This is a genomic window from Flavivirga sp. 57AJ16 (genome assembly GCF_028736925.1).
In the GTDB taxonomy this organism is placed as follows: domain Bacteria; phylum Bacteroidota; class Bacteroidia; order Flavobacteriales; family Flavobacteriaceae; genus Flavivirga.
In genome coordinates, this window is sequence record NZ_JAQZAT010000020.1 from 43,765 (window position 1) to 69,347 (window position 25,583).

General features: G+C 33.9%; 27 protein-coding genes and 1 tRNA gene. 15 read left to right on the forward strand and 13 right to left on the reverse strand.

The genetic code is table 11. From position 1 onward, the window contains the following. The first annotated feature begins 39 nt into the window (after positions 1-39). The 4 genes from PQO00_RS17780 (at position 40) to PQO00_RS17795 (ending at position 4,735) form a co-directional block, all read left to right on the forward strand. Positions 40-2,148 (forward strand): glycoside hydrolase family 97 protein, encoded by a 2,109-nt coding sequence (locus tag PQO00_RS17780; RefSeq protein ID WP_274186206.1) that lies wholly within the window; start codon positions 40-42, stop codon positions 2,146-2,148. A gap of 773 nt (positions 2,149-2,921) precedes the next feature. Continuing rightward, the gene (locus PQO00_RS17785; protein WP_274186207.1) at positions 2,922-4,133 is read left to right on the forward strand and encodes a site-specific integrase; all 1,212 of its coding nucleotides are present in this window, start codon (positions 2,922-2,924) and stop codon (positions 4,131-4,133) included. A gap of 20 nt (positions 4,134-4,153) precedes the next feature. Then, positions 4,154-4,426 carry a helix-turn-helix domain-containing protein gene (locus PQO00_RS17790; protein ID WP_274186208.1) on the forward strand — a complete coding sequence of 91 codons (273 nt, stop codon included), beginning with the start codon at positions 4,154-4,156 and terminating at the stop codon, positions 4,424-4,426. A gap of 3 nt (positions 4,427-4,429) precedes the next feature. After that, positions 4,430-4,735, forward strand: coding sequence for a hypothetical protein (locus PQO00_RS17795; protein WP_274186209.1), 306 nt, complete (start codon positions 4,430-4,432; stop codon positions 4,733-4,735). Here PQO00_RS17795 and PQO00_RS17800 read toward each other — a convergent pair. Further along, positions 4,730-4,900 carry a hypothetical protein gene (locus PQO00_RS17800; RefSeq protein WP_274186210.1) on the reverse strand — a complete coding sequence of 57 codons (171 nt, stop codon included), beginning with the start codon at positions 4,898-4,900 and terminating at the stop codon, positions 4,730-4,732. The two genes, PQO00_RS17795 and PQO00_RS17800, sit on opposite strands and share 6 nt — an antisense overlap. A 52-nt stretch (positions 4,901-4,952) precedes the next feature. Further along, complete coding sequence (locus tag PQO00_RS17805; RefSeq protein ID WP_274186211.1) at positions 4,953-5,687, reverse strand: DUF6088 family protein; 735 nt, start codon at positions 5,685-5,687, stop codon at positions 4,953-4,955. A 150-nt stretch (positions 5,688-5,837) separates the two neighbouring features. Between PQO00_RS17805 and PQO00_RS17810 the strand changes: the two genes are divergently transcribed. After that, positions 5,838-6,299 (forward strand): JAB domain-containing protein, encoded by a 462-nt coding sequence (locus PQO00_RS17810; protein ID WP_274186212.1) that lies wholly within the window; start codon positions 5,838-5,840, stop codon positions 6,297-6,299. Positions 6,300-6,308: 9 nt separating this feature from the next. On the opposite strand, the gene PQO00_RS17815 is transcribed toward PQO00_RS17810, so the two are convergent. After that, positions 6,309-6,548 carry a helix-turn-helix domain-containing protein gene (locus PQO00_RS17815; protein ID WP_274186213.1) on the reverse strand — a complete coding sequence of 80 codons (240 nt, stop codon included), beginning with the start codon at positions 6,546-6,548 and terminating at the stop codon, positions 6,309-6,311. Positions 6,549-6,769: 221 nt separating this feature from the next. Between PQO00_RS17815 and PQO00_RS17820 the strand changes: the two genes are divergently transcribed. From PQO00_RS17820 to PQO00_RS17830, 3 genes are read left to right on the forward strand one after another with little or no spacing between them, the layout of a single operon-like run. Continuing rightward, positions 6,770-7,447, forward strand: a complete 678-nt coding sequence (locus PQO00_RS17820; protein ID WP_274186214.1) for a hypothetical protein — start codon at positions 6,770-6,772, stop codon at positions 7,445-7,447. Positions 7,448-7,451: 4 nt separating this feature from the next. Then, on the forward strand, positions 7,452-7,706 hold the full coding sequence (locus PQO00_RS17825) for a hypothetical protein (protein WP_274186215.1): 255 nt from the start codon (positions 7,452-7,454) through the stop codon (positions 7,704-7,706). A 24-nt stretch (positions 7,707-7,730) separates the two neighbouring features. Continuing rightward, positions 7,731-8,660, forward strand: a complete 930-nt coding sequence (locus tag PQO00_RS17830) for a hypothetical protein (RefSeq protein ID WP_274186216.1) — start codon at positions 7,731-7,733, stop codon at positions 8,658-8,660. Positions 8,661-8,719: 59 nt separating this feature from the next. On the opposite strand, the gene PQO00_RS17835 is transcribed toward PQO00_RS17830, so the two are convergent. Further along, positions 8,720-9,391, reverse strand: coding sequence for a hypothetical protein (locus PQO00_RS17835; protein WP_274186217.1), 672 nt, complete (start codon positions 9,389-9,391; stop codon positions 8,720-8,722). 64 nt (positions 9,392-9,455) lie between these two features. Here PQO00_RS17835 and PQO00_RS17840 point away from each other — a divergent pair, with 64 nt between their 5' ends. After that, a complete protein-coding gene (locus tag PQO00_RS17840) occupies positions 9,456-9,743 on the forward strand; it encodes a hypothetical protein (protein WP_274186218.1) in 288 nt (95 codons plus the stop codon). A gap of 24 nt (positions 9,744-9,767) precedes the next feature. Here PQO00_RS17840 and PQO00_RS17845 read toward each other — a convergent pair whose 3' ends face one another. The 5 genes from PQO00_RS17845 to PQO00_RS17865 all read right to left on the reverse strand — a co-directional run bounded on the left by PQO00_RS17845 (position 9,768) and on the right by PQO00_RS17865 (position 14,815). Further along, positions 9,768-10,607: a hypothetical protein gene (locus PQO00_RS17845; protein ID WP_274186219.1), complete on the reverse strand. Its 840-nt coding sequence runs from the start codon at positions 10,605-10,607 to the stop codon at positions 9,768-9,770. Beyond that, positions 10,604-12,019: a type IV secretory system conjugative DNA transfer family protein gene (locus PQO00_RS17850; RefSeq protein WP_274186220.1), complete on the reverse strand. Its 1,416-nt coding sequence runs from the start codon at positions 12,017-12,019 to the stop codon at positions 10,604-10,606. Before PQO00_RS17850 ends, PQO00_RS17845 begins: the two co-directional genes overlap by 4 nt. Before the next feature lie 199 nt (positions 12,020-12,218). After that, positions 12,219-12,902 carry a bifunctional 4-hydroxy-2-oxoglutarate aldolase/2-dehydro-3-deoxy-phosphogluconate aldolase gene (locus PQO00_RS17855; protein ID WP_274186221.1) on the reverse strand — a complete coding sequence of 228 codons (684 nt, stop codon included), beginning with the start codon at positions 12,900-12,902 and terminating at the stop codon, positions 12,219-12,221. Positions 12,903-12,917: 15 nt separating this feature from the next. Then, positions 12,918-14,018: a hypothetical protein gene (locus PQO00_RS17860; protein ID WP_274186222.1), complete on the reverse strand. Its 1,101-nt coding sequence runs from the start codon at positions 14,016-14,018 to the stop codon at positions 12,918-12,920. Positions 14,019-14,023: 5 nt separating this feature from the next. Next, complete coding sequence (locus PQO00_RS17865; protein WP_274186223.1) at positions 14,024-14,815, reverse strand: hypothetical protein; 792 nt, start codon at positions 14,813-14,815, stop codon at positions 14,024-14,026. A 581-nt stretch (positions 14,816-15,396) separates the two neighbouring features. On the opposite strand from PQO00_RS17865, the gene mobF reads away from it, so the two are divergent. Together mobF and PQO00_RS17875 are read left to right on the forward strand one after the other, a co-directional pair. Continuing rightward, positions 15,397-18,105, forward strand: coding sequence for a MobF family relaxase (mobF, locus tag PQO00_RS17870; protein WP_274186224.1), 2,709 nt, complete (start codon positions 15,397-15,399; stop codon positions 18,103-18,105). Beyond that, entirely contained in the window at positions 18,089-18,481 is a 393-nt protein-coding gene (locus PQO00_RS17875) for a hypothetical protein (protein ID WP_274186225.1), read from the forward strand. Before mobF ends, PQO00_RS17875 begins: the two co-directional genes overlap by 17 nt. A gap of 20 nt (positions 18,482-18,501) precedes the next feature. Here PQO00_RS17875 and PQO00_RS17880 read toward each other — a convergent pair whose 3' ends face one another. Continuing rightward, positions 18,502-19,545 (reverse strand): hypothetical protein, encoded by a 1,044-nt coding sequence (locus PQO00_RS17880; protein ID WP_274186226.1) that lies wholly within the window; start codon positions 19,543-19,545, stop codon positions 18,502-18,504. A 67-nt stretch (positions 19,546-19,612) separates the two neighbouring features. Continuing rightward, a complete protein-coding gene (locus tag PQO00_RS17885; protein ID WP_274186227.1) occupies positions 19,613-20,209 on the reverse strand; it encodes a hypothetical protein in 597 nt (198 codons plus the stop codon). 707 nt (positions 20,210-20,916) lie between these two features. Here PQO00_RS17885 and PQO00_RS17890 point away from each other — a divergent pair. Next, entirely contained in the window at positions 20,917-22,380 is a 1,464-nt protein-coding gene (locus PQO00_RS17890) for a site-specific integrase (RefSeq protein ID WP_274186228.1), read from the forward strand. A gap of 389 nt (positions 22,381-22,769) precedes the next feature. Continuing rightward, on the forward strand, positions 22,770-23,120 hold the full coding sequence (locus tag PQO00_RS17895; RefSeq protein ID WP_274186229.1) for a helix-turn-helix domain-containing protein: 351 nt from the start codon (positions 22,770-22,772) through the stop codon (positions 23,118-23,120). Positions 23,121-23,422: 302 nt separating this feature from the next. On the opposite strand, the gene PQO00_RS17900 is transcribed toward PQO00_RS17895, so the two are convergent. Next, positions 23,423-23,496, reverse strand: a tRNA-Met gene (locus PQO00_RS17900). Between the two features lie 132 nt (positions 23,497-23,628). Here PQO00_RS17900 and PQO00_RS17905 point away from each other — a divergent pair. Beyond that, the gene (locus tag PQO00_RS17905; protein ID WP_274186230.1) at positions 23,629-24,018 is read left to right on the forward strand and encodes an START-like domain-containing protein; all 390 of its coding nucleotides are present in this window, start codon (positions 23,629-23,631) and stop codon (positions 24,016-24,018) included. A 59-nt stretch (positions 24,019-24,077) separates the two neighbouring features. Further along, positions 24,078-24,929, forward strand: a complete 852-nt coding sequence (locus PQO00_RS17910; protein ID WP_274186231.1) for an aminotransferase class IV — start codon at positions 24,078-24,080, stop codon at positions 24,927-24,929. 34 nt (positions 24,930-24,963) lie between these two features. Here the strand turns inward: PQO00_RS17910 and PQO00_RS17915 are convergent, their stop codons facing one another. Then, positions 24,964-25,524, reverse strand: coding sequence for a YqgE/AlgH family protein (locus tag PQO00_RS17915; RefSeq protein WP_274186232.1), 561 nt, complete (start codon positions 25,522-25,524; stop codon positions 24,964-24,966). Positions 25,525-25,583 lie beyond the last annotated feature (59 nt).

Here is a 25,583-nt window from a genome sequence, read left to right on the forward strand (position 1 = left end):
AAATCACTTAGAATGTAAAAACAAAAAGAAAAAAGCATTATGAAACATCGTTTTAATATTTTGATATTTACTTTCCTAACATTTTTAGGAATAAATGCACAACAAATTACATCGCCAGATGGCAATTCGGTATTGGAGTTTGATTTAAATACCAAAGGTACCCCAACTTATAAACTAACCTATAAAAACAAAGCTGTCATAAAAGCTAGTAAATTGGGATTTATCTTTAAAGACGATGAAAACCTTGAGAGCGGTTTTACAATTCTGGGCAGTCAAACAGATTCGTTTGATGACATCTGGAAACCGGTCTGGGGCGAGGAAAGTGAGATAAGAAACCATTATAACGAACTACTGCTTCATTTAAAACAAGAAGCATCACAGCGTTTAATGGATATTCGTTTTCGTATGTATGATGAAGGTGTAGGCTTTAGATATGAATTTCCGGAGCAGCCCCATTTAGGACATTTTGTTATTGAAGATGAACAAACCCAGTTTGCTATGGCAGGAGACCATACTGCTTTTTGGATCCCAGGAGATTATGATACCCAGGAATATGATTATACCGAATCACGTTTATCTGAAATTCGAGGTTTAATGGATAAATCAATCACTGAGAACCTTTCGCAAAAGTCGTTTTCATCAACTGGCGTTCAAACCTCATTAATGTTAAAAACCGATGCAGGCCTATATATTAATATCCATGAAGCAGCATTGATTGACTATTCCGTAATGCATCTTGAATTAGATGATAAGCATATGGTTTTCAATGCCTGGTTGACACCAGATTCCCAAGGGAACAGACCATACATGGTTGCGCCAGCGAATACGCCTTGGCGTACGGTAATGGTTAGCGATGATGCCCGGGATATTTTGGCGTCGCGAATGACCTATAATTTAAACGCCCCATGTGAGATTGAAGACACATCCTGGATAAAACCCGTTAAGTATGTGGGGGTTTGGTGGGAGATGATTACGGGCATGAGTTCCTGGGCTTACACCAACGATTTTAAAGCGGTAAAGTTAGGGGTGACCGATTACAGCCAAGCTAAACCTAATGGAACCCATGCGGCGAATAACAAACACGTGAAAGAATTAATTGATTTTGCTGCTTTGCATGGTTTTGACGGTGTTTTAGTTGAAGGCTGGAACGTAGGTTGGGAAGATTGGTTTGGACATTCTAAAGATTATGTATTTGATTTTGTAACGCCTTATCCTGATTTCGATGTCGATGAGATTCAGAATTATGCTAAATCCAAAGGTGTTGAAATGATTATGCATCACGAAACATCGTCTTCGGTTAGAAACTACGAAAGACATCTAGATGGGGCCTATAAGTTTATGAAAGATCATGGTTATCATGCTGTAAAGAGTGGTTACGTTGGAGATATTTTACCGAGAGGTGAAAACCATTATAGCCAATGGATGGTTAATCATTATCAGTACGCTATAGAAAAAGCTGCGGAATATGAAATTATGGTGAATGCTCACGAGGCGGTTAGACCTACAGGAATTGCTAGAACTTATCCTAATTTAATAGGAAATGAATCGGCTCGGGGTACGGAATACCAAGCCTTTGGAGGGTCGAAACCCAACCATGTCACCGTGCTGCCATTTACCAGATTGATAGGCGGTCCAATGGACTACACGCCAGGTATTTTTGAAATGGATGTGAGTAAGTTGAACCCGAATAACAATTCGCATGTTAATAGCACGATTGCCAATCAATTGGCATTGTATGTGACCATGTATAGCCCTTTGCAAATGGCCGCAGATTTACCAGAGAATTATAACAGGTTTTTAGATGCGTTTCAGTTTATAAAAGATGTTGCGGTAGACTGGGATAAGAGCGTATATCTGGAAGCCGAACCAGGAAGCTACATTACGATTGCCAGAAAGGCAAAGGGCACAAACAATTGGTTTGTTGGAAATGTAAATGGTAAAGCTGGTCGTATTTCTAATATTTCATTCGACTTTTTGGAAAAAGGAAAAAAGTATATCGCAACAATTTATGCCGATGCTAAAGATGCTGATTATAAAACAAACCCTCAAGCTTACACCATTAAAAAAATAAAGGTGACCAGTAAGTCTAAATTAAAACAAAATAGTGTTGAAGGAGGCGGTTATGCCATTAGTATTATGGAAGAGTAGTTGAAATTATAACGAATCCTAAACAATTCATGCATCGTGTTGTAGCCAATTTTTAATTTTTAGATTGTTTTACTTTAGGAACATCTGGAATATCAATTTTTAGCTCTCCTTTACTTTTGTTAAAAGATAAAATTATAAAAACTCACCAATCTTTTTTCGAATAAATGTGTATTATCTCTAAAAGGATTATAGCCTTTTTTAAGAAGAACAAGAAGCCCTTTTTTATAAATAGATAAAATTAAAAACAGTACCCGAAAATACATATCGGACTTGTTCCTCCCTTTTGAAAAGGGAGGATAATTTCGACCTTGTCGAAATTTAGGAGGGCTAATGGCAGGCCTTCCTTTCAGATCGACCAAACTTTTACCTAAACACAACTTTTGAGCATGATCCATAAAAACACGGACATCTTCAAAAAATTGAATATAAGTGATAAAATGTATTAAAGGCTACATTTTTATACGTACGGATTATGTCTTTAGCAGTTTCAAAAATGTTGTACATAAACAAAAAAACCAAGACTAAAAATCTTGGGTTTTCTTTGTAGCGAGAGAGGGGGCACGATCCCCCGACCTCCGGGTTATGAATTCTGAATCCTTTGGGTCTTAATGATCTTAAATGTGTTTAAAATCAATTCATTACGAGGGTTTTAAGTTTTTTTTTGATAATTTTAAATTCAATTAAATGCAAGAAAAAACGCTAAATGTTTTAGGTATGTTTTAGGTAAAACAAAATGTAATCCTTATCTTTATTGTCTGTAAAAGCAATTATTTATGGCATCAATAAAAGTAATCCTTTGGAAACACGATAAGAAAAAAGATGGCACTTGTCCTATTGCTATTCGTGTTACCAAAGATAGAAAGACACGTTATATTTTTACTGGAAAGTATATTCATGCTAAAGATTGGAATGAAGATACGAGGTTAGTGAAAAAATCTCATCCCAATTCAAAACGTCTAAATAATCTATTATTAAAAAAACTAACCGAAGCGCATGACATGGTTTTGGAAGTTGAAACGAAGGAGAAAAGCCAATCGGTTTCTTCAATTAAAAAGAAAATCGTTGGAGAAACGAAAAAAGATTTTTTTCAAGTCAGTGAAATCTTTCTCGCTAATCTTCTTAAAAGAAAAAAGTTCAATCAACATTATAATCAAGAAAAGCGGTTAGAGATTTTTAAAACCTTTCTTGGTCGTCAAGAATTAAGTTTTACGGATTTAGATGTAACGCTGCTTAAAGGGTTTGAAGCACATCTTCTTTACGAAAGAAAGGTTGCGCCACGCACGGCGGTGAATTACTTGATGCTCATTCGTACTATTTATAATTTTGCTCGTAAGGAATTTAGTGTTGATGATAAAAACTATCCCTTCGGAAAAGGTAAAATTCAAATCAAATTTCCTGAAACTGAAAAAATCGGATTGAATATTGAAGAAGTACAATTATTAGAAACGGTAACAGAGATTACACTTGCGCAACAACAAGCGGTTAATGTTTGGCTGACGAGTTTTTATTTTGCAGGCATTCGAGTGGGGGATGTTTTAAAATTAAAATGGTCAGATTTTAAAGATGGACGTTTGTATTATCGAATGGGAAAAAACAAAAAACTTGTCTCGCTCTCCGTTCCAGAAAAAGCAAAACATATCCTCAATTCTTATATTGACAATAAAGAACATAAGGATGATTTGATATTTCCTTTTTTAAAAGGCACGAGTTTGAAAAATGAAAAACAAACAGAAACCAGAGTTAAAACCATCACTAGAAATCTTAATCGTCGACTGGAAATTGTTGCAGAAAAATTGAAAATTGAGAAGAAACTTTCCATGCATATTGCGCGTCACAGCTTTGGCAATATTTCTGGCGACAAAATCCCTATTCAAATGTTACAAAAACTTTATCGTCATTCTTCAATTACAACGACCGTCAATTATCAGCAAAATTTTATGCATAAAGAAACCGATGATGCTTTGGAGAAAGTGATTAATTTCTAAATTTTTCCGATATTAGCTGTATGCAAGTTGTTTGTTTACAGGAAGAAGCTTTTTATACGCTGTTTGATAAGGTAGTCGAACATTTAGAGGAAAAGCGAGACAAGGATAAGCCTTTCAAATGGATTGATGGAGAGGAAGCTATGTCCTTGCTCAACATTACTTCAAAGACGACTTTGCAGAAATTAAGAGACGAGGGGAAAATACGTTTTTCTAAACCCCAACCCCGCATTATTCTTTATGACCGCGATTCTATCAATGACTATATAGAAAGCAAGGCTTATGAAATTTTTTAAATTATGGAAGAACAAACAAAAGTTGATAAGGATTATATAGAATCTTTTAATCAGGGCTATGAAGTAGCTAAGGAACTTGGATTAAAACCAGACTCCATTGAGGGAATAAAGGCTGGAAATAATCGTATGCAAGGCATGAAAGACGGCATGGAACAATACGGCAAGGAATTAACCCAAGAAAAAGAAAAACAGATTGAAAACAGAAAAGACATTATTCCCCCTTTGGATATTGAGAGTCTTGATAACCATTATGTTGACTTAACGCCTGACCGAAAAGACAAGAATAAAGACCGCGATATGGAGTTATAACCCAATATTTTCCCAATTTATTGGGGCTATTCTGTTTTTTATTTTTTGTAATGTTTTTAGAATATCTTCCTCAGTAGGAAACGCGCCGTAAACCAACGATTTAAAGGTTGTGTGATAGGTATTGCTTAATTGTTTCCATGTATTTTCTATATCTGAAAATATCAAGGCTTCCTTAAAGTAACCGCTTGTTTAAAGAGGTCTGGTTGGGTGTGTAGTTTCATATAATGTTCCAGTTTTTTTTACTTGGTAAAACGCCCTCTTTGATATTCAAATCATATGTTGTTAGTGGGTTCAGAGAGTCTTTTAGATTGCCTGTATCTTTATTTAAACTATCGAGCAAAGCTCCTAAAAACGCCCTCACTCTGGGGGGGTATTTTAGAGCATATTGATTGATTTTTTTAAGTTGGGTTTTATCCAATTCTTGAAATAAATAGGACAATCTTTTAACGGCTTCCGCGCTATCAATATCAGGAATTGAGTTGAAATCTTTTAAAGCGTCCAGTAACCCCAAAAGATTATAGTTTGTGTCTGTAACTTCAATATAACTTTTAACAGGCTTCGCTTTGATATTGATTGTGTTGACGTAAATTCTTTTTGTTAAGGAGGCTATTTTATATTCATTGGGAATTTGTGTTGTCAGTCCAAGTTGATTGTATAGAGCTATTCCTGTTATATATGCGATACGCTTGCCATTTTCAAATAAATAAGGTTTTAGTATTTCTGCTTGGTTTGGTTTTAATTCCCCAAATATTGTTTTTTCTGGTTTATAGAAAATTCCCTTACTCACTTTTTTGATGACCTTTTTTTTAATCAAACGTTCTAAAGTTTTTGCAATGGCTGTGTAGGATGTGTTGATTGCAGCAAATTTTTTATACCCAAAGGTTTGTCCCTCGGGTATTGTTTGAATAATTGTTTCTATTTGTTTGCTAACGGTCATGGTACAAATATACATTAAAAGATATTATACTGTCAAGTTTATTGCGCAATAAACTTGACGATTTATTTAAGGGTTAACCATGTATGAGCCGATTAATTTTGCTAATCGGCTCATCTTAATTTTAAGTGCGTACAAATTGGCTTTTTGTTGTGAGAGTTTCTCTTCATGACAAAAATTGACCTTTATAAAATTCCGGAAATTGAACTCACCTATAAGCGCAAAGTCAAAGCCGATGATCGTCCGAAAATCTCATCATCTTGGGATGCGTACAAGTTATTCCGTGAAAATTGGGATGATTTGACGATTAACTTAGCCGAAGAATTTAAGATCATGCTGCTTGATCGCAATAATCGCTGTATGGGTATTGTTCCTATTTCAAAAGGTGGGGTATCAGGAACGGTTGTTGACCCAAAACTTATTTTTGCCTCTGCTCTTAAAGCGCGTGCCTGTGCCATCATTTTAGGTCACAATCATCCATCGGGAAATACAAAACATAGCCGTGCCGATAAAGAAATAACGGATAAACTTGTACAAGGCGGGCAATATTTAGATTTAAAAGTCCTCGATCATATTATTGTTACAGATGAAAATTATTTATCATTTGCTGATGAGGGATTAACCTTATGATTTTTATATTTAATCAAAACCTTCTGAAAAAAATTCTTCTAAAGATATATTTAGAGCCTTTAAGACATTTAGTAAGCTACTAAATCTCAAATCACCACCATTTTCATATCTTCCATATTGAGCTCTTGGAATTTCATTCTCAAAAGCAAACAATTCATAATTAGAATACCCTTTTTCTTTTCTTAATTGCCTCAATCTTCTTCCTAGATTTTCCAATTGGGCTTTTGTATATACATCTTTATTTGCCATACACAAATAAAAACTTAAATCCACTCATTTGTTACTACTAAAAAGATACTACTTATTAGTGGTTTTTTTATTACCTTAGACTCCTCAAAATATATTTAGTAATGTCATTTATAAAAAATATTTGTATTCGCGACCCATAGAGATCGTTTTATTCCTGAATTTTTCCCTTGAAACAGCTTGTCTGTTTCTCAATCCATTGTTAAATCTAAAAATTAGATAAAATGAAAAAATCAATAATAATAACGTGTCTTACTGTTTTAGGAACTATTTCAATTCATGCCCAAAAAACGAAAAAAAGTGGTAGTTTAAACAGTTTGTTTGGCGTGAATGTTCAAGAAAGCCATGACAAATTTGAAGGCACTACCACCTATCGTATGACGGGCAATAAAGTTAAAATTAATGGAGCTGTTGCAGGCGGTGTTTTAAAAGGGGCTTTAGGTCTTATCACTAAAAACCCGAAATTCAGTATCATGACAACACGGCTTCAACTTGAAAACCATATTACAAAAGACAGTGTTAATCATCTTGCCGTTATCTTCAAAATCAGTTTAGAGGATAATGGCGCATTTCGTGTCATGGAAGGAGAATCTCTAATCTTTCTAGCTGATGGTCAACGCATCGGGTTATCGACTGATGGTGCTTTTAATCAAGATGATTTTGTTATAGATGGAGATTCAAAAACCCATGCCCGTTACGCCATTACTCAAAGTCAAATAGAGCAGATAATTAATTCGGAAGTTGTAGAGTTTCGCATTATGCAAGACGGCTATCAACTAGGCGAAGCGGAAGCCAGAGATAAAGGCGACACTTCTTTTGAGGGGTCTTTTTCTAAAAAGAACTTTAAAGCATGGCAGGATTTTTATGAGAACTACATTATTAACACCCCTAACAAATCCTAATAACATGCTTTTACCAATGCTACTACTAGGGATAACAGTTTTCCTAAAAATCAAAGGGTATCAAATTCAAGATGCTAAAAGAAAATATGAATTTAAAAATCGAACTTCAGGAGGAACGGTGGAGTTCAAGACGTTTGAAGAATCAAAAAGTCACGAGAAACAAAAAACATGGGGTGGTTTTTTATCTCATTTAGGAAATATGGGGATTGTTATCACAATTATTTCCTTTGCTTATAAAATTTTGATTGCCAAAAACTAATTATAAACATTAAAATCAAAAAAAATGAAAACACTATTATTTAGCTACAAATTTTTATTTATGACCCTTATGTTTTTGCCATTATCTTTATGCTCTAAAGACAATGAAGATGATTTTGGTGATAATGAGTCAGAAGTGGTCGTATTAAATACAATTAGACAAACACCCATTTATAACACCTCCAATGGCTATCAATGGAATGATGTAAACTACCCTAATTCTAATTTATCCATTATGTCATATAGCACTTCAAATGTAATCGGAGAGTTTGGCGCAAGTGATGCAGAAGAGGAATTAGAAATTATAATGGAAATTGCTCGAAAAACAACAATTGATGAAAACAAGAAAAAAGTAGATACCGTAAATTATAAGAGGGCCTGGGGGTATGATCTTTTAGATGCAGTAATGAATAAATCAGACTACTACATCACAAAAAAAGAAGGAGGAACCCTGTTTGTTACAAAAGACAAAAAGTTCAGAGTTGAAAAATATTTATTAGGGAGTAGGTATGTTCCGGGGTTTGCTTTTTCATATGCAGGATTATTCCGTTCTTTTGATAATGGTCTTGATTTATATTCAACGTTAAATGGTAATATTTACTATACTGATGATGATGTTTTCTCTTATTATGAACCAACCAAAATACCTGTTTATCAATATGTTGATTACAGAATGCTGCTCCATTTTCGGTTTTTGATTAGGAATGGCGCAAAAGATATAAGCCTAAAAGGAATAAAAGAGGATGGCACAGAAATGTCATTCACCTTAAATGAAAATTCTGATTTAATAGCACTTTCAGATGAGTTTGAAGCCAATGAAATAGAAACTATTTGGTTTTTAGCTAAAGGTAATTACCGTGTTGATTACTTCAATGGCATAATTTTTTCAAATGAATCAGGGGACAACAGCTCTCACGAAATTGAATATAGATATGGAGAACCTATATTTGATTAGGGAGGACATACTAAAAAAGTTATCACGCAAGAGGCTGTCCCGAATTAGACGGCCTCTTGCTATTCAAAATCATCTGAGGGTGATGGGGTTTTATTCTTATCTGTAACGATGTCCTTAGAATTTTCTTTAAACGCTATTTGTCTGTCAAAGAATTCATGGCTTGTATTTTCGTCCATTTGAATTGTAGGTTCTGTTTTATTATGTTGCTCAATTTCTTTTTCCTCCAATGATGTGTTTTTTTGTTTTGTCTCAAGATTTCCAAAAAATTCTTTGGATTTTTCGTCACTCATCTTAATGTCTAGTTTTTCAGGTTCAGATTTTTCTAACTCTTGTTGATGTTTTTTATAGCCACCAACATCTTTCTCAGATAAAATGGCTAAATCTTGATGGGGCATATCCGCAATCTGATTAATTGTGTGATTAGCATAATCTGCACTTTTGGCTTTATTAAGCATTTCATCTTTAATCTTTTTATCATATTGCTCTTTGGTTTCAGCTTTTAATTTATTAGCAGTTTCTTTGGATGCAATTTCTTTTTTATAGTTTTGATTTAATGCTATATCACCCTTAGGTTTAAGCGTAAGATTTGGCTTTTGATAAGTAGCAAATCGTGATTTATCGATACTACTTATAGCCTTGTTCTTTTCTTCAATCAAATCTTGAACCTCTTGACTTCTTTGGGCTATTTCATAAATAACTTCGAGGTCTAAATCATCTGGTTTTGTTGACATAAATCATATTTTATGGTAGCTTATACATGCTATTCTAGCCGATAACAAATGGAGGTAAGTAATCATGGTTTATTCTAATTGGGAAAAACTTGAAAGATATTCCAATGAAGATATTGAGTATAAAGATGAGGCTAGAAAATTAATTTGCCAATCTCTGGGTTTTGAACCTCCCATTCATATTTCAATGGTAGCCGAATTAACATTTAGACAAAATCTCAAAAAAATAGCATCAGGAGAAATCTCAAAAAAAATTTTAGACGAACAAATCGAAATTCAAACGAATTTAATAATTAATACACTAATTCCGAAATATGCTCCTGAACTTTCCGAATTTGTAAAAAGAGATTCCTAATCATTCCCCTGACCACTATTATCACTACCCATGATCTTGGTCTCCTTTACCATCCAAAAAATCATTATCCCAAATATCTTTTGTCGTTTGAAAAGAATCTTCAACGAGATTATAGAGTGATTTTCTCATGCCTTCATCATCAGGTAACTCAATGGGTAAATAAACACCTTTAGTGTCTTGTTTTGGTTTACGACCAATAAACACATCATATTTCATTTCACTACAAATTTTCTTGTCGATATTATCCAAAACCCAATTACGTCCCTGTTGGGCTTTACTTAAATTTCTCAATCCATATATAATCCCACAAAAGATCAAAATCATTCCAACAACACGAGTGATAGGTATCAGTACGAAAATAATGCCTATGAGTACTGGTATGGCGGGTTCTATTAAAACATGAATAGTGTAATTTGAAACTTTCATGCCTCGAAAAATCTTGCCGAGTATCTTTACCCAAAAGGTATTCAATTCTCCATCTGAAAGGCTAAATCGCTTAAAATCGTAGGTCGTGCCATATTTCTTTATTTCCATGCGGTGGTAAATTGAAAAACCGAGATACGCACATGAAAAAATAAATAAAACAATGCCAGCTCCATTTATTCTTAAACGAAACAAATTGTCCAACCAAGAATAACTAATATTCAATATTAAAAAGAGACCTATGGATTGTGCCAGTGTTATATAACGTTCTCCAAACCGTTTCCTTAAAAACACTTCAATGATGGCAGATGCGTGGGAGGCAAACATCATAAAAAACCCTAAAACAAACTCGGAAACATGGTTTGTGCGACCTTTGTGGATTTCAATAAAAACATTTCTTTTTTCTGGGTTGTAACGGTAATACTGACTTTCTGTACTCATATTGATTGTTGGTTTATAGTGAATAATGCATAATTTTTCCCTGTGCTTAAAAAGGGAATGCCCTGTCGATGGACAACTGTTTGAATTTCAAAATCGTTGAGAGGGCCTCCCGTTTTTTGTCTTGCAAACTCTGACGGCTGTATCGTGTGGAGTAGGTTTTGTGATGTTCCTTCTGAAAATGACGCATTATCACCCATAGACATATTTTCACTTCCAACCCAATGCAGTTCTTTACCAATAAGATCTGCCGCATATTCATTGGTTTCTACATCTGAATTGGCATGAAAGAATTTTGTCCCCAAATTACCCGCTAAGGCTTTAAATCGATATGCTCCTCTATCACCACCGCCTGCATGCAAACTAAAATTAGGTAAGTTTTGGGTCAAATAGACTGTACAGGCTCGATAACTTCTTGCGGTCGATTGGTGGTCAATATCATGGTCGTGCAAAAAATAATGTGCCTCATCCACCCATAAAAATGTTGGACGACTGTTATCTCTTATCTGCCGCCTTTGCATGGCGCGTTGCCAGATATATTTAAATAATACTTGTCCATCCCTACCTGTATTTTCAAAAATCAAATAAGGCAAGTTCACAATAATAATTTTCCCCTTAATGGTATCTTCTGGTGTTATAGTCGTTTTGGTATTGAAAAGAGAATAAAGAGGGTCACGCATAAAGCGGTCGCCAAACCCAAAAAACATTTGCTCGACAATGCTTCTGGTTTTTTCAGAGAGATAGAGCCAATTGCCATAGAAAAAATCCTCTATAATATATAATCGTCTTGCCTGATTGTCTCTTTCTTGGGACGGCGGTGCATTATTAAGAGCGTTTGCCGCATATTCCATCAATCGAAAACATTGGGAGCTTTGTCTCCAGGATTCATTGCTTAATTCTGCTTTTGTTTTCGGGGCGGACTGGACAATTTTATAAATATGCTCAAAGCGGATTTTCTTTTGGGTAAGTAAACAAAGGTCAACGGCATTGACGAGTAATTGCTGTAAAGCGGCATCCCAAAATGCTTTATCGGATTCCTGTCCATCATTCGCGCCAGCCTTGATAACTGTCTTCAAGGTGTCAGCAATATTATGCGTGATGCCCGTGCCTTTATCTGGTCGGCTACTTTCATAATCAAGAAAGTTGAAATAATGCCCAATATCATGACCAAATATAATAAGGTCATCTTCCCGACCGTGTTTTTTGCAGTAGGATTTCCAAAGTTCAAGTTCGTCCTCTTTGGCGGTTAAAACCAAGCCACCAAATCCACTAGTTAAATATTTTTTAGCTAAAAGCGCACCTGAGCCAGACGTTTTTCCACTACCTAAACCGCCCATAATAAGCACACCTTCGCATGCATCACGCACCGTAAAGGGATGACCGACTTGCCAATTGATAAGAGGAATGTCTAACATAAAATTTATGCTTTAACATTCTTAGGAAGGGAATTACACCAAATATATGGATATTTATTAAAACATAAGAAAATACTTATTTGCCGAAAATATTTTTAGTTAGGGTTCGTTTACAAAAAAGCCTAAAGCACCGCTTAGGGGAGATGTCTGATAGATATACGCACTGTAAAGTTGGTGTAAATTTATCATACTAATATTGTTAATCACTTTTTACTATATCTACAATATTTTTTATCCTAATTTCCAGCTCTTTTAGGCTTATATTTCTTTCGTATATCTGGCTACCTATGTTTATTCCTTTTGCCCCAGAGGAGAGGTAATTCTTGATTAGACTTTTATTAAAGGCATTTCCGCTTGGAATTATTGGGCAACTAACGAACTTACTCAAATATTTAATATATCCTGGAGAATGATAAATATTTAGATGGCCATCAGCTTCTTTGAATACAGAAGGAAATATTTTTAATCCATTAGCTCCCAATTTTGAAGCAGTAATGGCCTCAGTGATTGTTTCAACCGCAGGTAAAAAAGTAAATTCACGCTTTTTAGCATCTTGAAGTAACTTGTCGTTTAGGTATATTGAAAGGCAGCTATTAATACCATATTGAGCAAGAATTTCTAAATCTGAAATATTCATTACCGTACCCGCGGAAATATTTACATATTTCCCGAAAGAATCTATTAAAATCTCGATACATTTTAAAGATTCCGTATCTATCTCACTAAATGCAGCATTGCCAGTGCGAATTGGGACTTCAAAAATGGTAATCCCACTATCAAGTAATGTTTGACCAACTTGTTTCGCTTCGGTTTCTTTAAGCCCGCGTAGTGCAGGTACTATTGGCATTTCTTTTAGAGCATCTAAAAAGTTTCTTGTTTTCATATTAATTTTTCATTTTTAGTTTGAAGACTTAATTAAAGCATAAAGCCATTCATGTTTGCCAATAGTTTTTTTACGAAAATATTTATCTAATAAAACACTTATTCCAGGGGCGACCCAATTTACAAAAGGTATAAAAGATATAGCTCTTTCTCCCCAAGCAATTTTCGTCATTATTTCCTTGTATTTTTGTTCAGCTCGTAATGTCTCAGTTAGTAAATTAGTATATTGTCCCTTAGTTATTGAGTTACCGCTAGTTGCAGCATCATCTATATATTGTCTAAAATCTTTAATAGAAGGTTGCTTAAGAAATTTTATCATTTCTTCTGCAGATGAAGGTCTTAAATTTGGAATAATGCAATTAAATAAATTTTGACCTTCTAAAACTTTTTTTGTTGACAGATTGGCTTTTCCGTTGACAGCTCTTAAACTCTCCTTTTGTATAATTGAATACATCTCGCTTGTGTAGTCTACATCAAGAAATGGAACACCATAGATTTCACTCAATACTAATTTTTGATATAATGACTCGACTGTTGGTCTAATGATTTCTTTAACAAGCTCTAATTCTTCTTTTGTCCAACGAGCCTTTTTTGAAACCATCAATTTATTAATCTGTAAAATTTTTTTATCATTTATTCTCCCTCCAGATTTCTCAATCATCAAATGCATCCCAAAACCATAAGATAAAACCCCTTTATTATAATCCTTAAAGGTGTTTTCGATATTTTTAATATTCGACCTATATCCTTCAATGCCTCTTAAAACGGGTGCTCTCAAAGGGATTGGGTCGTTAAGAAAATTTTTTATATGAGAGTTTATTATGCTTCTAACACCTTCTAAATCAGACCCGAAATCACTTGTTTCTAAAAAGCCTTCTCCTTTGAGATATGTAATAGATTTTTTTAATGGAGCAAATTCAGGTTTCTTTGAATTCTGAATATATTCAAGTGATTGACCATCAATAACTGCTTTGTCAAAAAGCAGTAGCGGACCAAAATCAAAATCAATACCAGATTTAGTATATATATGTATTGGTATGTGCCATGTTGGTTTACCATTTCCTTCGGTTACTCCAGGTACATGACTTCTAAGCGCAGGAAGAATAATTTTATCCATAATAATTAATATAATTTTGAAACCTCCAACCCGGCATCGTCAATTACTAAATTAATGCTAGTTTGAAATTTATCTGACGTACGAACGAAATTGAGATAATCGGAGACTGTTGGTTGAGCATTTTGTGAATTATGAGCAAGAACTAAAGCATTTGGAGCTAAATGAGGGATAGCACTTTTTAAAATCTTGAGATATAAAGATTCTGTAACACTTCCATTTAGCATTTGATTTTTGGGATCAAATTCAATCGATTTTGCATCTATATATAATAAGTCAATTTTTTCGTTACAAAAATTATTAAACCAATTTACTGCATCATCGCAAATAATATTTTTCCCATGGTTTGGAACAAAATTCTCTACATTCTTTTTAGCTAAATTAGCTTCCTTTTCCAGTAATTCAATTCCTAAATGTATTCTTGAATTATAGCTTGCTCCAGAACCTATTGAAGCCCCTACATTGCATATGTAAGTGTATCCACAAAAAATACCTGCACATACAATTGCATTTGGTTGATTAATGGAGTTAATCGAATAAATTAACCGACGCATTCTAGGACTAATTCCTGTCCAAGGAATATGAAAATGTTCTTTAACAGCCTCAACGAAATTATCATAATTATCTAATGAATAAGTAGAGTTCGATATGACTTTATTTGATTCAAGAAATTTAAGAGCATTTCTAACTACTGAAATTTCAATTTCCTTTGATTCAAACTCAATAAAAGCATTCATCCCGATTGATGGTCCCATAACATGTTTAGCCCAATCATCCGCATAATAGGTGTATTGTTTCATGTTGATAATAACAATTTAATTTATAATAAAAAGGATAGGGGCAATATTCAATCAATAAATTTAAAAAACTAATACTTTTGATTGCTATTTCTGACATTGTATTAGATGAAAATCTAAAAAAAATCGATGAGATAAGAAATACCTAACACTTTACAAGCCAATTCTATTAAAATTGTTTAGCTATAATCAGTATTGTAAAACACATTGGATAGAAATATCAATTAGGAAGGGCTCACAGACCAACACCTAAAGCACAGACCAAAAAGCCCCAACATCTATCGAACAAATCTATGCAGTGTTTTTTGGTAAACCCCTCCTTCTATAATACAATAATATACTAAAAACGGGTGGTATAAATCTGTCAGATTATTTTTGTATTTTTCTGACCCCTAAGGATTTGCAAAATCCGTCTGTAGTATGATTTTAGAAAGAGGTATAGATGAATAACTCAAAGGGGGGTAATAAGGTTACGCACACAAAAAACTCATAAAAGTGAAAATTAATTCGTACATTTCAAGTGCGTAAGGCACATTCCCTTAAGACTTTATAAATAGCAATTTCAACCAATGTAAAAAGGGTCTATGATTAGAATGTACCAAAGCCAGACATCCGCTCAGGCAAAAGACTATTTTCGTGATGCACTTTCTAAGGCTGACTATTATTTAGAAGACCAAGAACTCAATGGTCAATTTAATGGTAAGATTGCTAAACGTTTGGGGATTGAAAAAAATCTTATTGATAAAGAAACCTTTGAAAAACTCTGTGATAATATCAATCCAAAGGATGGCGGTTCTTTAACGCCTAGAACTGTATCAGATCGCCGCGTCGGTTATGACATCAGTTTCCACTGCCCAAAGTCTGTTTCTATTCTTCATGCTTTAAATGACGATAAAAAAGTATTGCAAGCCTTTGAAGAAAGTGTCCATGAGACCATGTTGGATATTGAAGCCGACACACAAACACGAGTGCGAACGCAGGGTCAATATGATGATAGGCACACAGGCGAATTAATATGGACAAATTTTATTCATCAAACTGCCAGAGCGGTTGCAGATAACCCCCCAGACCCGCACCTCCATTGCCATTGTTTTACTTTTAACGCGACTTGGGATGATACAGAAGGGCGGTTCAAAGCAGGGCAATTTCACAATATCAAGAAAGATATGCCGTATCACCAAGCCCGTTTTCAAAAACGCTTGGCTGATAAACTCTCCATTATGGGGCATGATATTCGAAAAACCAAGAATGGTTTTGAATTAGCCGTTGTTCCACAACGTGCCATTGACCATTTTTCTAAACGTACCAATTTAATCGGGCAAGTAGCCACCGAAAAAGGCATCACCAATCCTAAAGAACTCGATCAGTTAGGCGCAAGAACACGCGCCAAAAAACAAAAAAATCTTACCATGCCTCAATTACAGAATATGTGGCGAGAGCAACTCATAGATAAGGGTATTGATAAAGACGAGAAAAGCGAAGTTAAAACAACGGATATTTCCCTTGATGCCAAGCAATCCATAGACCATGCGATTTCGCATGTGTTCACAAGAGCCTCTGTAAAGCGTGAACGCCAAATTTTAACGGAAGGCTATAAACATGCCATTGATACAACCAATGTTTCTTTGAATGATATTGATACCGCTTTTTTGAAGAATGACACCATTTTTAAAGTCCAAGTCGGTAGCCAAAAACTTTGTACAACCGAACTTGTCCACGCCGAAGAACGAAAAATGGTCAACATGGCCAGAAATGGCATTGGCAAGCTACGCCCGTTAAAAACGGATTTCAAAAAATCCCAATTCAAGAACTTAAACGAAGAACAAATCAATGCCATCAGTCATGTGATGACCTCCCAAGATCGTTTGACCATGATTAAGGGCGGGGCAGGGACGGGCAAGACAACATTGTTAAAAGCGATTGTTCCTGAAATTGAAAATACAGGAAAGGAAGTGTTTTTGTTCGCACCTACGGCAGAAGCCTCCCGTGATGTTTTGAAAAAGGAAGGTTTTGAAAAGGCAGATACTGTTGCACGGTTTTTATTGGATAAAAATTTGCAGGAACAAATCAAAGGGCAGGTTGTTTGGATTGATGAGGCAGGCATGTTGGGGTCGCAAGATATGTCTAAAATCCTCGCCATTGTCGATAAAAATCAAACAAGGCTTATTCTTTCGGGAGACCCCAGGCAACATAACGCTGTGCAACGTGGGGATGCTATGCGGATATTACAAACCGTTGCCCATATCCCGCATGTCTCCATGGAAACCATATATCGTCAAAAACAAGATGGTTATAAATCAGCGGTAAAGGAGATTAGTGACGGCAATATTGCAACAGGGTTTGACATGCTCAACACCCAAGGTGCAATTCAAGAGATTGCTTCGGATAAAATATCACAAGCCGTTGTGGATGATTATTTAAAAACCAGAAAAGACAATAAATCTGCTCTGGTCATCTCACCCACCCGTGCCAAGGCTAAAGAAATTAATCAAGAGATAAGGGAAGGGCTGAAAGAAAGCAAGATTATTGGCAAGCGAGAAAAAGAATTTACCGTTTATGAGAATTTGTATTTAACCCATGCCCAAAAGGCGGATAGTCGCTCTTACAGGAAGGGGCATATCATACAGCTCCATCAAAATATGCCCAATTTAAAAAAGGGGGCAGTGCTTAGGGTCACCAATGCAGAAAGCAAAAATGTTAGGGTTGAGGATAAACAAGGGGCACAGCATATCCTGCCCCTAAGCAGGGCTAAAGATTTTGATGTTTATAATACCCATGCAGTGCGTATCAGCAAGGGCGATGAAATTAAAATCACTAAAAACGGCTATGATAATGCGGGGAAACGATTGAATAATGGCTCGGTGCTAACAGTTTCAAAAATAAAGCCGAATGGTCAGATTGAGGGTGTCAAGAAGTCAAATTCTAAAAATTCAACTTTTACCCTAAGCCCCGATCATGGCAATTTTGATTATGCCTATGCGTCCACCTCTTACAGTTCACAGGGAAAAACCGTGGATAATGTGATTATCGCCCAACCTGCTGTTACATTCCCTGCATCCAACCAAAAGCAGTTTTATGTTTCAGTATCAAGGGGGCGCGAGAGCGTTACCATCTATACCGATGACCGCGAAGATTTATTGAGCCATATTGAAAAATCAGGTGACCGCCAAGGGGCAACAGAATTGCTAACCGAAAAAGACTTTAAAACTAAAACGGTTGACATCGACATATCACGCCACAAAGAAACAACAAAAGATATAACACCCAATAAAGATTATGAGCCAGAATTATAAATTTAAGAGTTTACAGATTGCCAAAGGCGACCAAGCACAGAGAAAAACAACCAAAGACCCAAACACCATTACGGTTTTTGAAACGGGAGATACCAAAACAATTGATTTTGAGCTTTTAGATGGCACAAGGCAGAATTTCCATTATTCGCATTATATCACGTCATGGATGGGCAAAGAAAATGGAGAGCGTATTATCAAAATATTTTTCGCAACTCATCTTGTAACAATTAACGGATATTGCCTTGACGAAATCTACAACCACCTCACAACCCTATCCGTCAAATCCATCAAAGCCCATGATCAACGCTACCTTAATATGGTCGAAGAAAACCAACCTTTTGCTATTCAAATAAGTATTGAATGGAAAGGAAATTAAATTTTTTAATTTGACTCTGATTAAAGAAAATTTTTCATGGAATCAAATGTTGTTCCATATGTTTCATGTAAAACTGAATATTTACTGGCATAAAATTTTTGGTATATAAAGACTCTAAAAGCCAAGAATACATATAATAAAATTGGATTCATTAAAACAATTGTATTTACTACTAGTAAGCTGAAAAACATATTTGTTGATGAAGTAGAAAGATATATATTCACAGGAAGGGCGAATACGAATATTATTAATAAATATATAAATACAAACTTTAAGCTTTTCTTTTTAGGGAAGAAAAATTTTATTTGTTTCGAAAAAGATTTTTTCTTTAGTTCTTCCCATTTTTTATTAATATCATTAATAAAATCTTTATTTCTACTGAAATAAATTGATAGAAATACAAAGACTAGTACAATGGGAGAGATAACGTAAATTAATATAATTTGAATATTTGATAAAGTTTCTGTAAAATGAACAATTAAATATGAAATAATAATACCTAATATATACATAACTATAGTTGTGGTTACTGACATTTTTATTTTATATGATAGAATTTTTTCAGATATAGAGCTAAAAAATATGATAAAAGAATACGAAGATGTCATTAACGCCAAAAGAAACACAAAAAAGGTTAAATCCTCTCGTGTGCATGATACTTGTGAGCATATCTTATAGGTTCCATCCGTTCCTATTTGTGACTGAAACGCAGCAATAATTAGAACAGTAAGACAATAAATAGAAAGAATTAAAGATATCGGTTTAAATATTTCAAAAAGGAAATTCTTACGAGTGTTATATTCATTATTAAGATTCTCAAAATCAGCTAACATTCTAGATTTACCATTATCGACAAATTTATCTACACCTTTTAAATCGTCTTTCTTATCTGCATCTTTTAAAATTAATTTTAGCTCAATTTTTAATTCTTCTAGTTTATTGACAGATGAACCTCTCTTAAAAATTGCATTATTTAACAAGTTTCTGAAATAATCGAAACTCGCATAACCTAAATTTAAAGCAGCAAAAATCTCAAAAAAAGAACTAAAATTAATTAAATCCATTTAATTATAACTAATATTAATAAATATAGGAAAGGTTGTTTTGAGATATGGGGTGCAGGAATTACAATTACTTGAAATATGGGGTGCAGGAACTATAATTTGAATTAAATACGCTATTTATTTTTTCAGGAAGTCTTTTATTATTGAACGAACAAGTAGCCTCTCTTGTTATTTCGCAATTATCATCATTTCCTTGCAATTCTAGTCTAAACTTATTGTTATCCCCAACAACAAAACTAATATTTTCATTGTATATTTCTTTTATTTTTGATTTAAACTCTAGGGATGCATGTTTAACTTCTATTCGTTCTGGAAATATCTGAGTTAAGTTGGATAAATAGTTTTCTAATTCTGAAGTTTCACCATTATTATACTTTTTACCAGCCACAATTCTTATACTGCCATTTCTACCTATAAATTCAAATAGAGCTTCTCGAAAAGATTCAACTTGTTCATTTTGAGTCACGTCACCGGATAAATCATTATCAAATAAAATAAAGTCATTTTTAGAATACTTTAAAATTTTAGACATAGCTATAGCAGCATGTTTGTGATCTCTATTTGGGAATATGACTTCACTATTGTTTTTTGCTAAAAATTCTAAATCTCTAGAATATTCTTCTAATTCTTCTATTTTCTTTTTTTCGTATAATGATTCTTTCATTTCTTATGTTTTCTCTTTCAGCTTAATGTGTTAAGTAAGGATTGTAAAAAATTTCTGCAAATATTATAATCAACGCTGTTAATTAATGTTAAAATTTTGTTAATTTCTTTAAACAACCTTGTTTTTAGCTAACATATCTTGCCATTTTTTATTTGTGCTATCAAGCAAAACTTAAGTTTTTAACTCTTAAAAATAAGACATAAAATAATTTTTCGAGATAGAGTTTTATCTCTTATAAAAATAGGCATTATAAATTACATCATTACATTTTATCGTGTTAAAATTGTGTTTTAACGATAAAATAACATTTGATTAAACAAAGGATGAGTATTTTATTTTGGATATAATATAGCCAATACTTATTAAGAATGTTGTATTAATCGGTTTATCTTATTTATTATCCGATGAGTTGTTTAAAAAGTAAATGAATCCAATACGGTTTTTAATTTTATGTTTGTTCAGGTTCAAAAACCGATTCACATTGCATGCTAGAAATGATATACTCCTAACCAAATCCCTAACCATAGAGATTTTGAAAAGGATTAAATATTGGAAAGCCTAGAAAAAATGGTGCCCCGAGGCAGACTTGAACTGCCGACACAACGATTTTCAATTGTGTTCAGGTGCGTATTATGATGTTCTATGTTTTTCTATGATCCTTTTTAAATAATTGATAATAAAGTATTATTTGAAAGGAAGCTAACACGATGTCTCATAACGTTTCATTAAGTGACACCCATTTCCCTAACCAAAATCCTAACCAAAAGGGCAGACGTTTTATAAAATTTACTGACCTAACGATTAAAAGTCTTAAACCCAGTGAAAAGAGAATCGACTATTGGTGCAATGGTTTACAAGGTTTTGGAATAAGAATTTCTCCAAAAGGAACAAAAACTTGGTTTTATCTCTACCAATTTCACAATAAGCAACGCCGAATGTCCTTTGGACATTATCCGAAAGTCTCTTTAGCAGAGGCTTTGAGTAAATACAGTGAGTTGAACAATTCAATCGATTTTGGGGTAGACCCTTTAGCGGAAAGAGATGAAGCTAAAAGAGTTCAAGATGAAGAATTGACAGTTTCACAGTTAATAGAATTATACTTGGAACACTGTAAAAAGTCAGGAAAGAAAAGCTATAAAACTGATGAGCGAGAATTAAAAAAAGACATTGTTCCTATTCTAGGAAACCACAAAATAACAGAGGTTCAACCTAAAGAACTCGCAAAAGTATTTCATCATATCATTGTAGAACGTGAAGCTCCTGGAGCGGCGACACATTTATACAGTTATGTGAGACGGCTTTTTAATTTTGCCGCAGAAATGGGTTTAATGAGACGCCGTGACAATCCCTGTCTAGATATTAAGCTAAAAATCCCTAAAAACAGAAGGCAAAGGCATTTAAATCCTGAAGAAATCTATCGCTTTTGGCATACGCTTGATAATATTTTAATGGCTGATATTAGCCGTGTCGCTTTACGTTTTTTAATTTGTACTGTAGCACGTTCTAATGAGGTACGTGCTATGAAGTGGTCACATGTCGATTTAAATTCAAGGATTTGGACAATGCCAACTTCAAAAAACGGACGTATGCACCGTGTTTACTTAGGTGATTTAGCAATGAAATTATTAAATGAAGCTAGAAATTATACCGATGGTAAAAGCTATGTTTTTGGCTCAACTGGAAAGATAAGTACTTGTGGCATTGATAAAGAAAACCTAAAAATGCTAAGCGGTTGGGCGTTGTCGCAACCTATCAGAAGGCACTTTGATGAATTTGGTATTACAGAACGCTTTTATCCTCATGACTTAAGACGAACTGGTGCAACCATGATCGCAGGTTTATTTGGAAGACGTGACTTTGCAGCTATGGCACTTAATCATACCAATAAAGATGCTACGGATGTATATGACCAATATGTATATGACATAGAAAAGAAGCTCACGTTAAACGCCCTCAACAAGGCTATAGAAATAATAGTAAATAGTCCAAATGTTGAGAGCGTCCCTAATTTTGACGAAATTAGGTCAAAGATTATTAAACCCAAACATCAAATTAATCTTTTGCCTGATGATTTGGAGAATGATAAGTCGATGGATTTTTCATCCAGTTTTTCAAATCCTGTAACCTATAAGCTTTCCTACGACCATGGTGTGTTAAGGAAACCAATTTAGGAAAACGTCCTTCTTTACGTTCCCTATATTGGGTCATTTTATCAAGGGTTGTTGCTAATTCTGCTGTCTTAATAGAAACAAATGCGTTCATTTTAAGGAGTAGGTGGGCAACAACTTCTGCTTCTTCGTCTGGGTCAATGAGGACAACTTTATTGTTTTCAATGGTATTTAGCACAGTGATTCCTTTTCATTTGTTAAGATTGAAAAGACGATAAAGATTGATCACAAGATTAATAACGCACATGAAAATTGTATTCATATGCTACCAATGTGTGTTTGTCCCACCCCCGTTTATTCTGTTATGGAAACACGCTTTATGTGCGTGTTATGCAAAAAGCGTAATCGAATAGGATTGCATCATAAAAACAAAAAAGGAATACAAAATGCATATGAAATTTGATTATCCTGATAAAGTCAGGGCAGATTTTTTAACCGATGTGGTCAAGCCTATGGTCAAACAACGTAAGAAACTTGGGTTATCTCAGGAAGATGTCGATTCCCTTTTGGGCGTGGCGGATCGGTTGGTCAGCAAGTGGGAATGTGGAGTTAGAAGCCCTACGGCTTTTCATCTTTATTGCTGGGCAGATGCTTTAAAAGGTCAAATTTTATTTTCACCCAACGAAGATTTAAATGTTCCAATACCTAAACAGTCATCCAACGATAATTCTCGCGTATGTGAAATGCTAATCAATGACAATATATTTATTCTTCCCCAGAAGAAAATTAAACAGGTTTGCTAGTGAGTTAGTATAAATATAGAAAGAGAGGTCGCTGACAAATAAAAGTTAAAGCGACCTCTTTTTTTAAAAGAATGAATATATATTGTAAGCTAGGGTTTTATGATTTTGATACATAAGAAAATATTTCTTGATTATACCTCTCTCCTTAGAAAGCAATAATCAATTATTTATGACAAAAAATATTAGTATAAAAAATATAGCAACTTTTAATGATTCAGGAATAGAAATCTCTGAACTATTTTGTTTTAGGTATGTTTTAGGGTAACAAAAAACCCAAGACTAAAAATCTTGGGTTTTCTTTGTAGCGAGAGGGGGGCACGATCCCCCGACCTCCGGGTTATGAATCCGACGCTCTAACCAACTGAGCTACCTCGCCATAAATTAAGGGTGCAAATATAAAAACAATATTATTGTAAGCAAACAGATATAAGATAAAATATTATTAAAAATTGTTGTTATACTTATCAATTAATGTATATATTGGGAACATAAAATTTTTAAGGTATTTATGGACGATAAAGTTAAATTTGATATTGAATTTCCAATACATGCATCTCCTCAATTGTTATATCAATATATTTCGACACCTTCGGGGCTATCTGAGTGGTTTTCGGACAATGTAAATTCACGTGGTGAATTATTTACTTTTATATGGGATGATAGTGAAGAACAAGCAAAATTGTTAAGTAAGAAAAGTGGTGAGCGCATTAAGTTTAAGTGGTTGAATGATGAAGACGATCAAACATCGTATTTTGAAATAAGAATACAGGTTGATGAAATTACTAAAGATGTCTCATTAATGATCACTGATTTTGCTGAAGAAGATGAAATTGATGAAGCTAAGATGCTTTGGGAAAATCAAATTTCTGATTTAAAGCAAGTACTTGGTTCTGCTTAATTCTATATTTTAAATTATATTTGTCCCGCTCTTATTAACTAAAAGAGCGGGATTTTTTTATGACAAATTTTAATGGAAATATTCTAGAGGAAAATACAGTTCTTTCAATTGAAAATAGAGGCTATAACTATGGTGATGCTTTATTTGAAACCATAAAAACAAGCTTTGGTAAAATCTTATTTTGGGAAGACCATTATTTTAGACTTATGGCATCTATGCGTATTATGCGTATGGAAATTCCAATGAATTTCACTATGGAATATTTAGAAGAACAAATTCTTGGTACATTGAAATCTAATGAACTATTAAAGTCTTCCGCTAGAGTAAAATTAATGGTATATAGAAATGAAGGCGGCTTATACGCCCCACATTCTAATCATGTGAGTTTTATCGTTTCTGTAAAACCTATTCAAGATGATTTTTATATACTGCAAGATGATTTTTATGAAGTTGATCTGTTTAAAGATTATTATGTTTCACCAAGTTTATTATCTACATTAAAAACAAATAACAAAGCATTAAATGTCGTTGGAAGTATTTATGCAAAAGAGAACCATTTGCACAATTGTTTGGTCTTAAATACAAACAAGCATGTTATTGAAGCGCTTAACGGTAACATTTTTGTTGTAAAGGATCATATTATAAAGACGGCTCCCATAAGTGATGGCTGTTTAAAAGGCATTATGCGTAAACAACTTATAGATATCGTAAAAAATATACCTGATTATGAAATTGTTGAAGCATCCATATCTCCATTTGAACTTCAAAAAGCAGATGAAATTTTTATAACTAATGTTATTGTTGGAATTCGACCTATAACAAAATATAGAAAGAAGGTATATCTTAATGAGGTATCTAAAAATTTATTGCAAAAATTGAATGTGAAAATAAGATTGAATAATACCAATTAAATACTTATATATGGTATCTAGTATTTATTTGGGATCAATTGTAATTTGGGTTTTCTGGTGCATTGGACCAAATACTATACTCGCCTCCAAACTCTAACATTTTTTCTTTCCAAAACGACTTATAGTCTTTCTCTATAATATTATTTTTATAAATATTTTCGGTAACCACCCAAGAATTGGCTTTTAGTTCTTCTTCTAATTGATTTGCTTCCCAACCAGAATATCCGAGAAAAAAACGGATATCCTTTTCGTCTATATCTCCTTTTGTAATAAGTTCGGCCACTTTACTAAAATCACCTCCCCAAAAAATACCTAAGGAAATTTCAATACTTTCCGGGATTAATTTTGGTATTTTATGAATAAAATATAAATTATCTTGTTCTACTGGGCCACCATTATAAACTTTATAAGTGGCTTCAACTTCTGGAATTAGCTCATTAATAGTGTAATCTAATGGCTTGTTAAGAATAAAGCCTATAGATCCATCTTGTGAATGATCTGCAATTAATACAATTGAGCGATTAAAAGAAACATCACCTATTATCGCAGGTTCAGCGATTAACAAATCACCTTTCTTTGGTTTTATTGTTATCATGCTTATGAGGTATTAGTAACTAAATCTAATATTTATTTATTAGAAAAACAACTGTTTTA

What these genes read in the sequence shown, in the direction of transcription:
- PQO00_RS17785 (WP_274186207.1), top strand. Translation starts at nt 2,922, where the DNA reads ATGGCATCAATAAAAGTAATCCTTTGGAAACACGATAAGAAAAAAGAT.
- PQO00_RS17885 (WP_274186227.1), bottom strand. Translation starts at nt 20,209, where the DNA reads ATGAAAGAATCATTATACGAAAAAAAGAAAATAGAAGAATTAGAAGAA.
- PQO00_RS17820 (WP_274186214.1), top strand. Translation starts at nt 6,770, where the DNA reads ATGAAAAAATCAATAATAATAACGTGTCTTACTGTTTTAGGAACTATT.
- PQO00_RS17880 (WP_274186226.1), bottom strand. Translation starts at nt 19,545, where the DNA reads ATGGATTTAATTAATTTTAGTTCTTTTTTTGAGATTTTTGCTGCTTTA.
- PQO00_RS17795 (WP_274186209.1), top strand. Translation starts at nt 4,430, where the DNA reads ATGGAAGAACAAACAAAAGTTGATAAGGATTATATAGAATCTTTTAAT.
- PQO00_RS17890 (WP_274186228.1), top strand. Translation starts at nt 20,917, where the DNA reads ATGTCTCATAACGTTTCATTAAGTGACACCCATTTCCCTAACCAAAAT.
- PQO00_RS17780 (WP_274186206.1), top strand. Translation starts at nt 40, where the DNA reads ATGAAACATCGTTTTAATATTTTGATATTTACTTTCCTAACATTTTTA.
- mobF (WP_274186224.1), top strand. Translation starts at nt 15,397, where the DNA reads ATGATTAGAATGTACCAAAGCCAGACATCCGCTCAGGCAAAAGACTAT.
- PQO00_RS17855 (WP_274186221.1), bottom strand. Translation starts at nt 12,902, where the DNA reads ATGAAAACAAGAAACTTTTTAGATGCTCTAAAAGAAATGCCAATAGTA.
- PQO00_RS17810 (WP_274186212.1), top strand. Translation starts at nt 5,838, where the DNA reads ATGACAAAAATTGACCTTTATAAAATTCCGGAAATTGAACTCACCTAT.
- PQO00_RS17825 (WP_274186215.1), top strand. Translation starts at nt 7,452, where the DNA reads ATGCTTTTACCAATGCTACTACTAGGGATAACAGTTTTCCTAAAAATC.
- PQO00_RS17915 (WP_274186232.1), bottom strand. Translation starts at nt 25,524, where the DNA reads ATGATAACAATAAAACCAAAGAAAGGTGATTTGTTAATCGCTGAACCT.
- PQO00_RS17840 (WP_274186218.1), top strand. Translation starts at nt 9,456, where the DNA reads ATGGTTTATTCTAATTGGGAAAAACTTGAAAGATATTCCAATGAAGAT.
- PQO00_RS17860 (WP_274186222.1), bottom strand. Translation starts at nt 14,018, where the DNA reads ATGGATAAAATTATTCTTCCTGCGCTTAGAAGTCATGTACCTGGAGTA.
- PQO00_RS17875 (WP_274186225.1), top strand. Translation starts at nt 18,089, where the DNA reads ATGAGCCAGAATTATAAATTTAAGAGTTTACAGATTGCCAAAGGCGAC.
- PQO00_RS17910 (WP_274186231.1), top strand. Translation starts at nt 24,078, where the DNA reads ATGACAAATTTTAATGGAAATATTCTAGAGGAAAATACAGTTCTTTCA.
- PQO00_RS17805 (WP_274186211.1), bottom strand. Translation starts at nt 5,687, where the DNA reads ATGTATATTTGTACCATGACCGTTAGCAAACAAATAGAAACAATTATT.
- PQO00_RS17790 (WP_274186208.1), top strand. Translation starts at nt 4,154, where the DNA reads ATGCAAGTTGTTTGTTTACAGGAAGAAGCTTTTTATACGCTGTTTGAT.
- PQO00_RS17895 (WP_274186229.1), top strand. Translation starts at nt 22,770, where the DNA reads ATGAAATTTGATTATCCTGATAAAGTCAGGGCAGATTTTTTAACCGAT.
- PQO00_RS17865 (WP_274186223.1), bottom strand. Translation starts at nt 14,815, where the DNA reads ATGAAACAATACACCTATTATGCGGATGATTGGGCTAAACATGTTATG.
- PQO00_RS17845 (WP_274186219.1), bottom strand. Translation starts at nt 10,607, where the DNA reads ATGAGTACAGAAAGTCAGTATTACCGTTACAACCCAGAAAAAAGAAAT.
- PQO00_RS17835 (WP_274186217.1), bottom strand. Translation starts at nt 9,391, where the DNA reads ATGTCAACAAAACCAGATGATTTAGACCTCGAAGTTATTTATGAAATA.
- PQO00_RS17850 (WP_274186220.1), bottom strand. Translation starts at nt 12,019, where the DNA reads ATGTTAGACATTCCTCTTATCAATTGGCAAGTCGGTCATCCCTTTACG.
- PQO00_RS17905 (WP_274186230.1), top strand. Translation starts at nt 23,629, where the DNA reads ATGGACGATAAAGTTAAATTTGATATTGAATTTCCAATACATGCATCT.
- PQO00_RS17830 (WP_274186216.1), top strand. Translation starts at nt 7,731, where the DNA reads ATGAAAACACTATTATTTAGCTACAAATTTTTATTTATGACCCTTATG.
- PQO00_RS17815 (WP_274186213.1), bottom strand. Translation starts at nt 6,548, where the DNA reads ATGGCAAATAAAGATGTATATACAAAAGCCCAATTGGAAAATCTAGGA.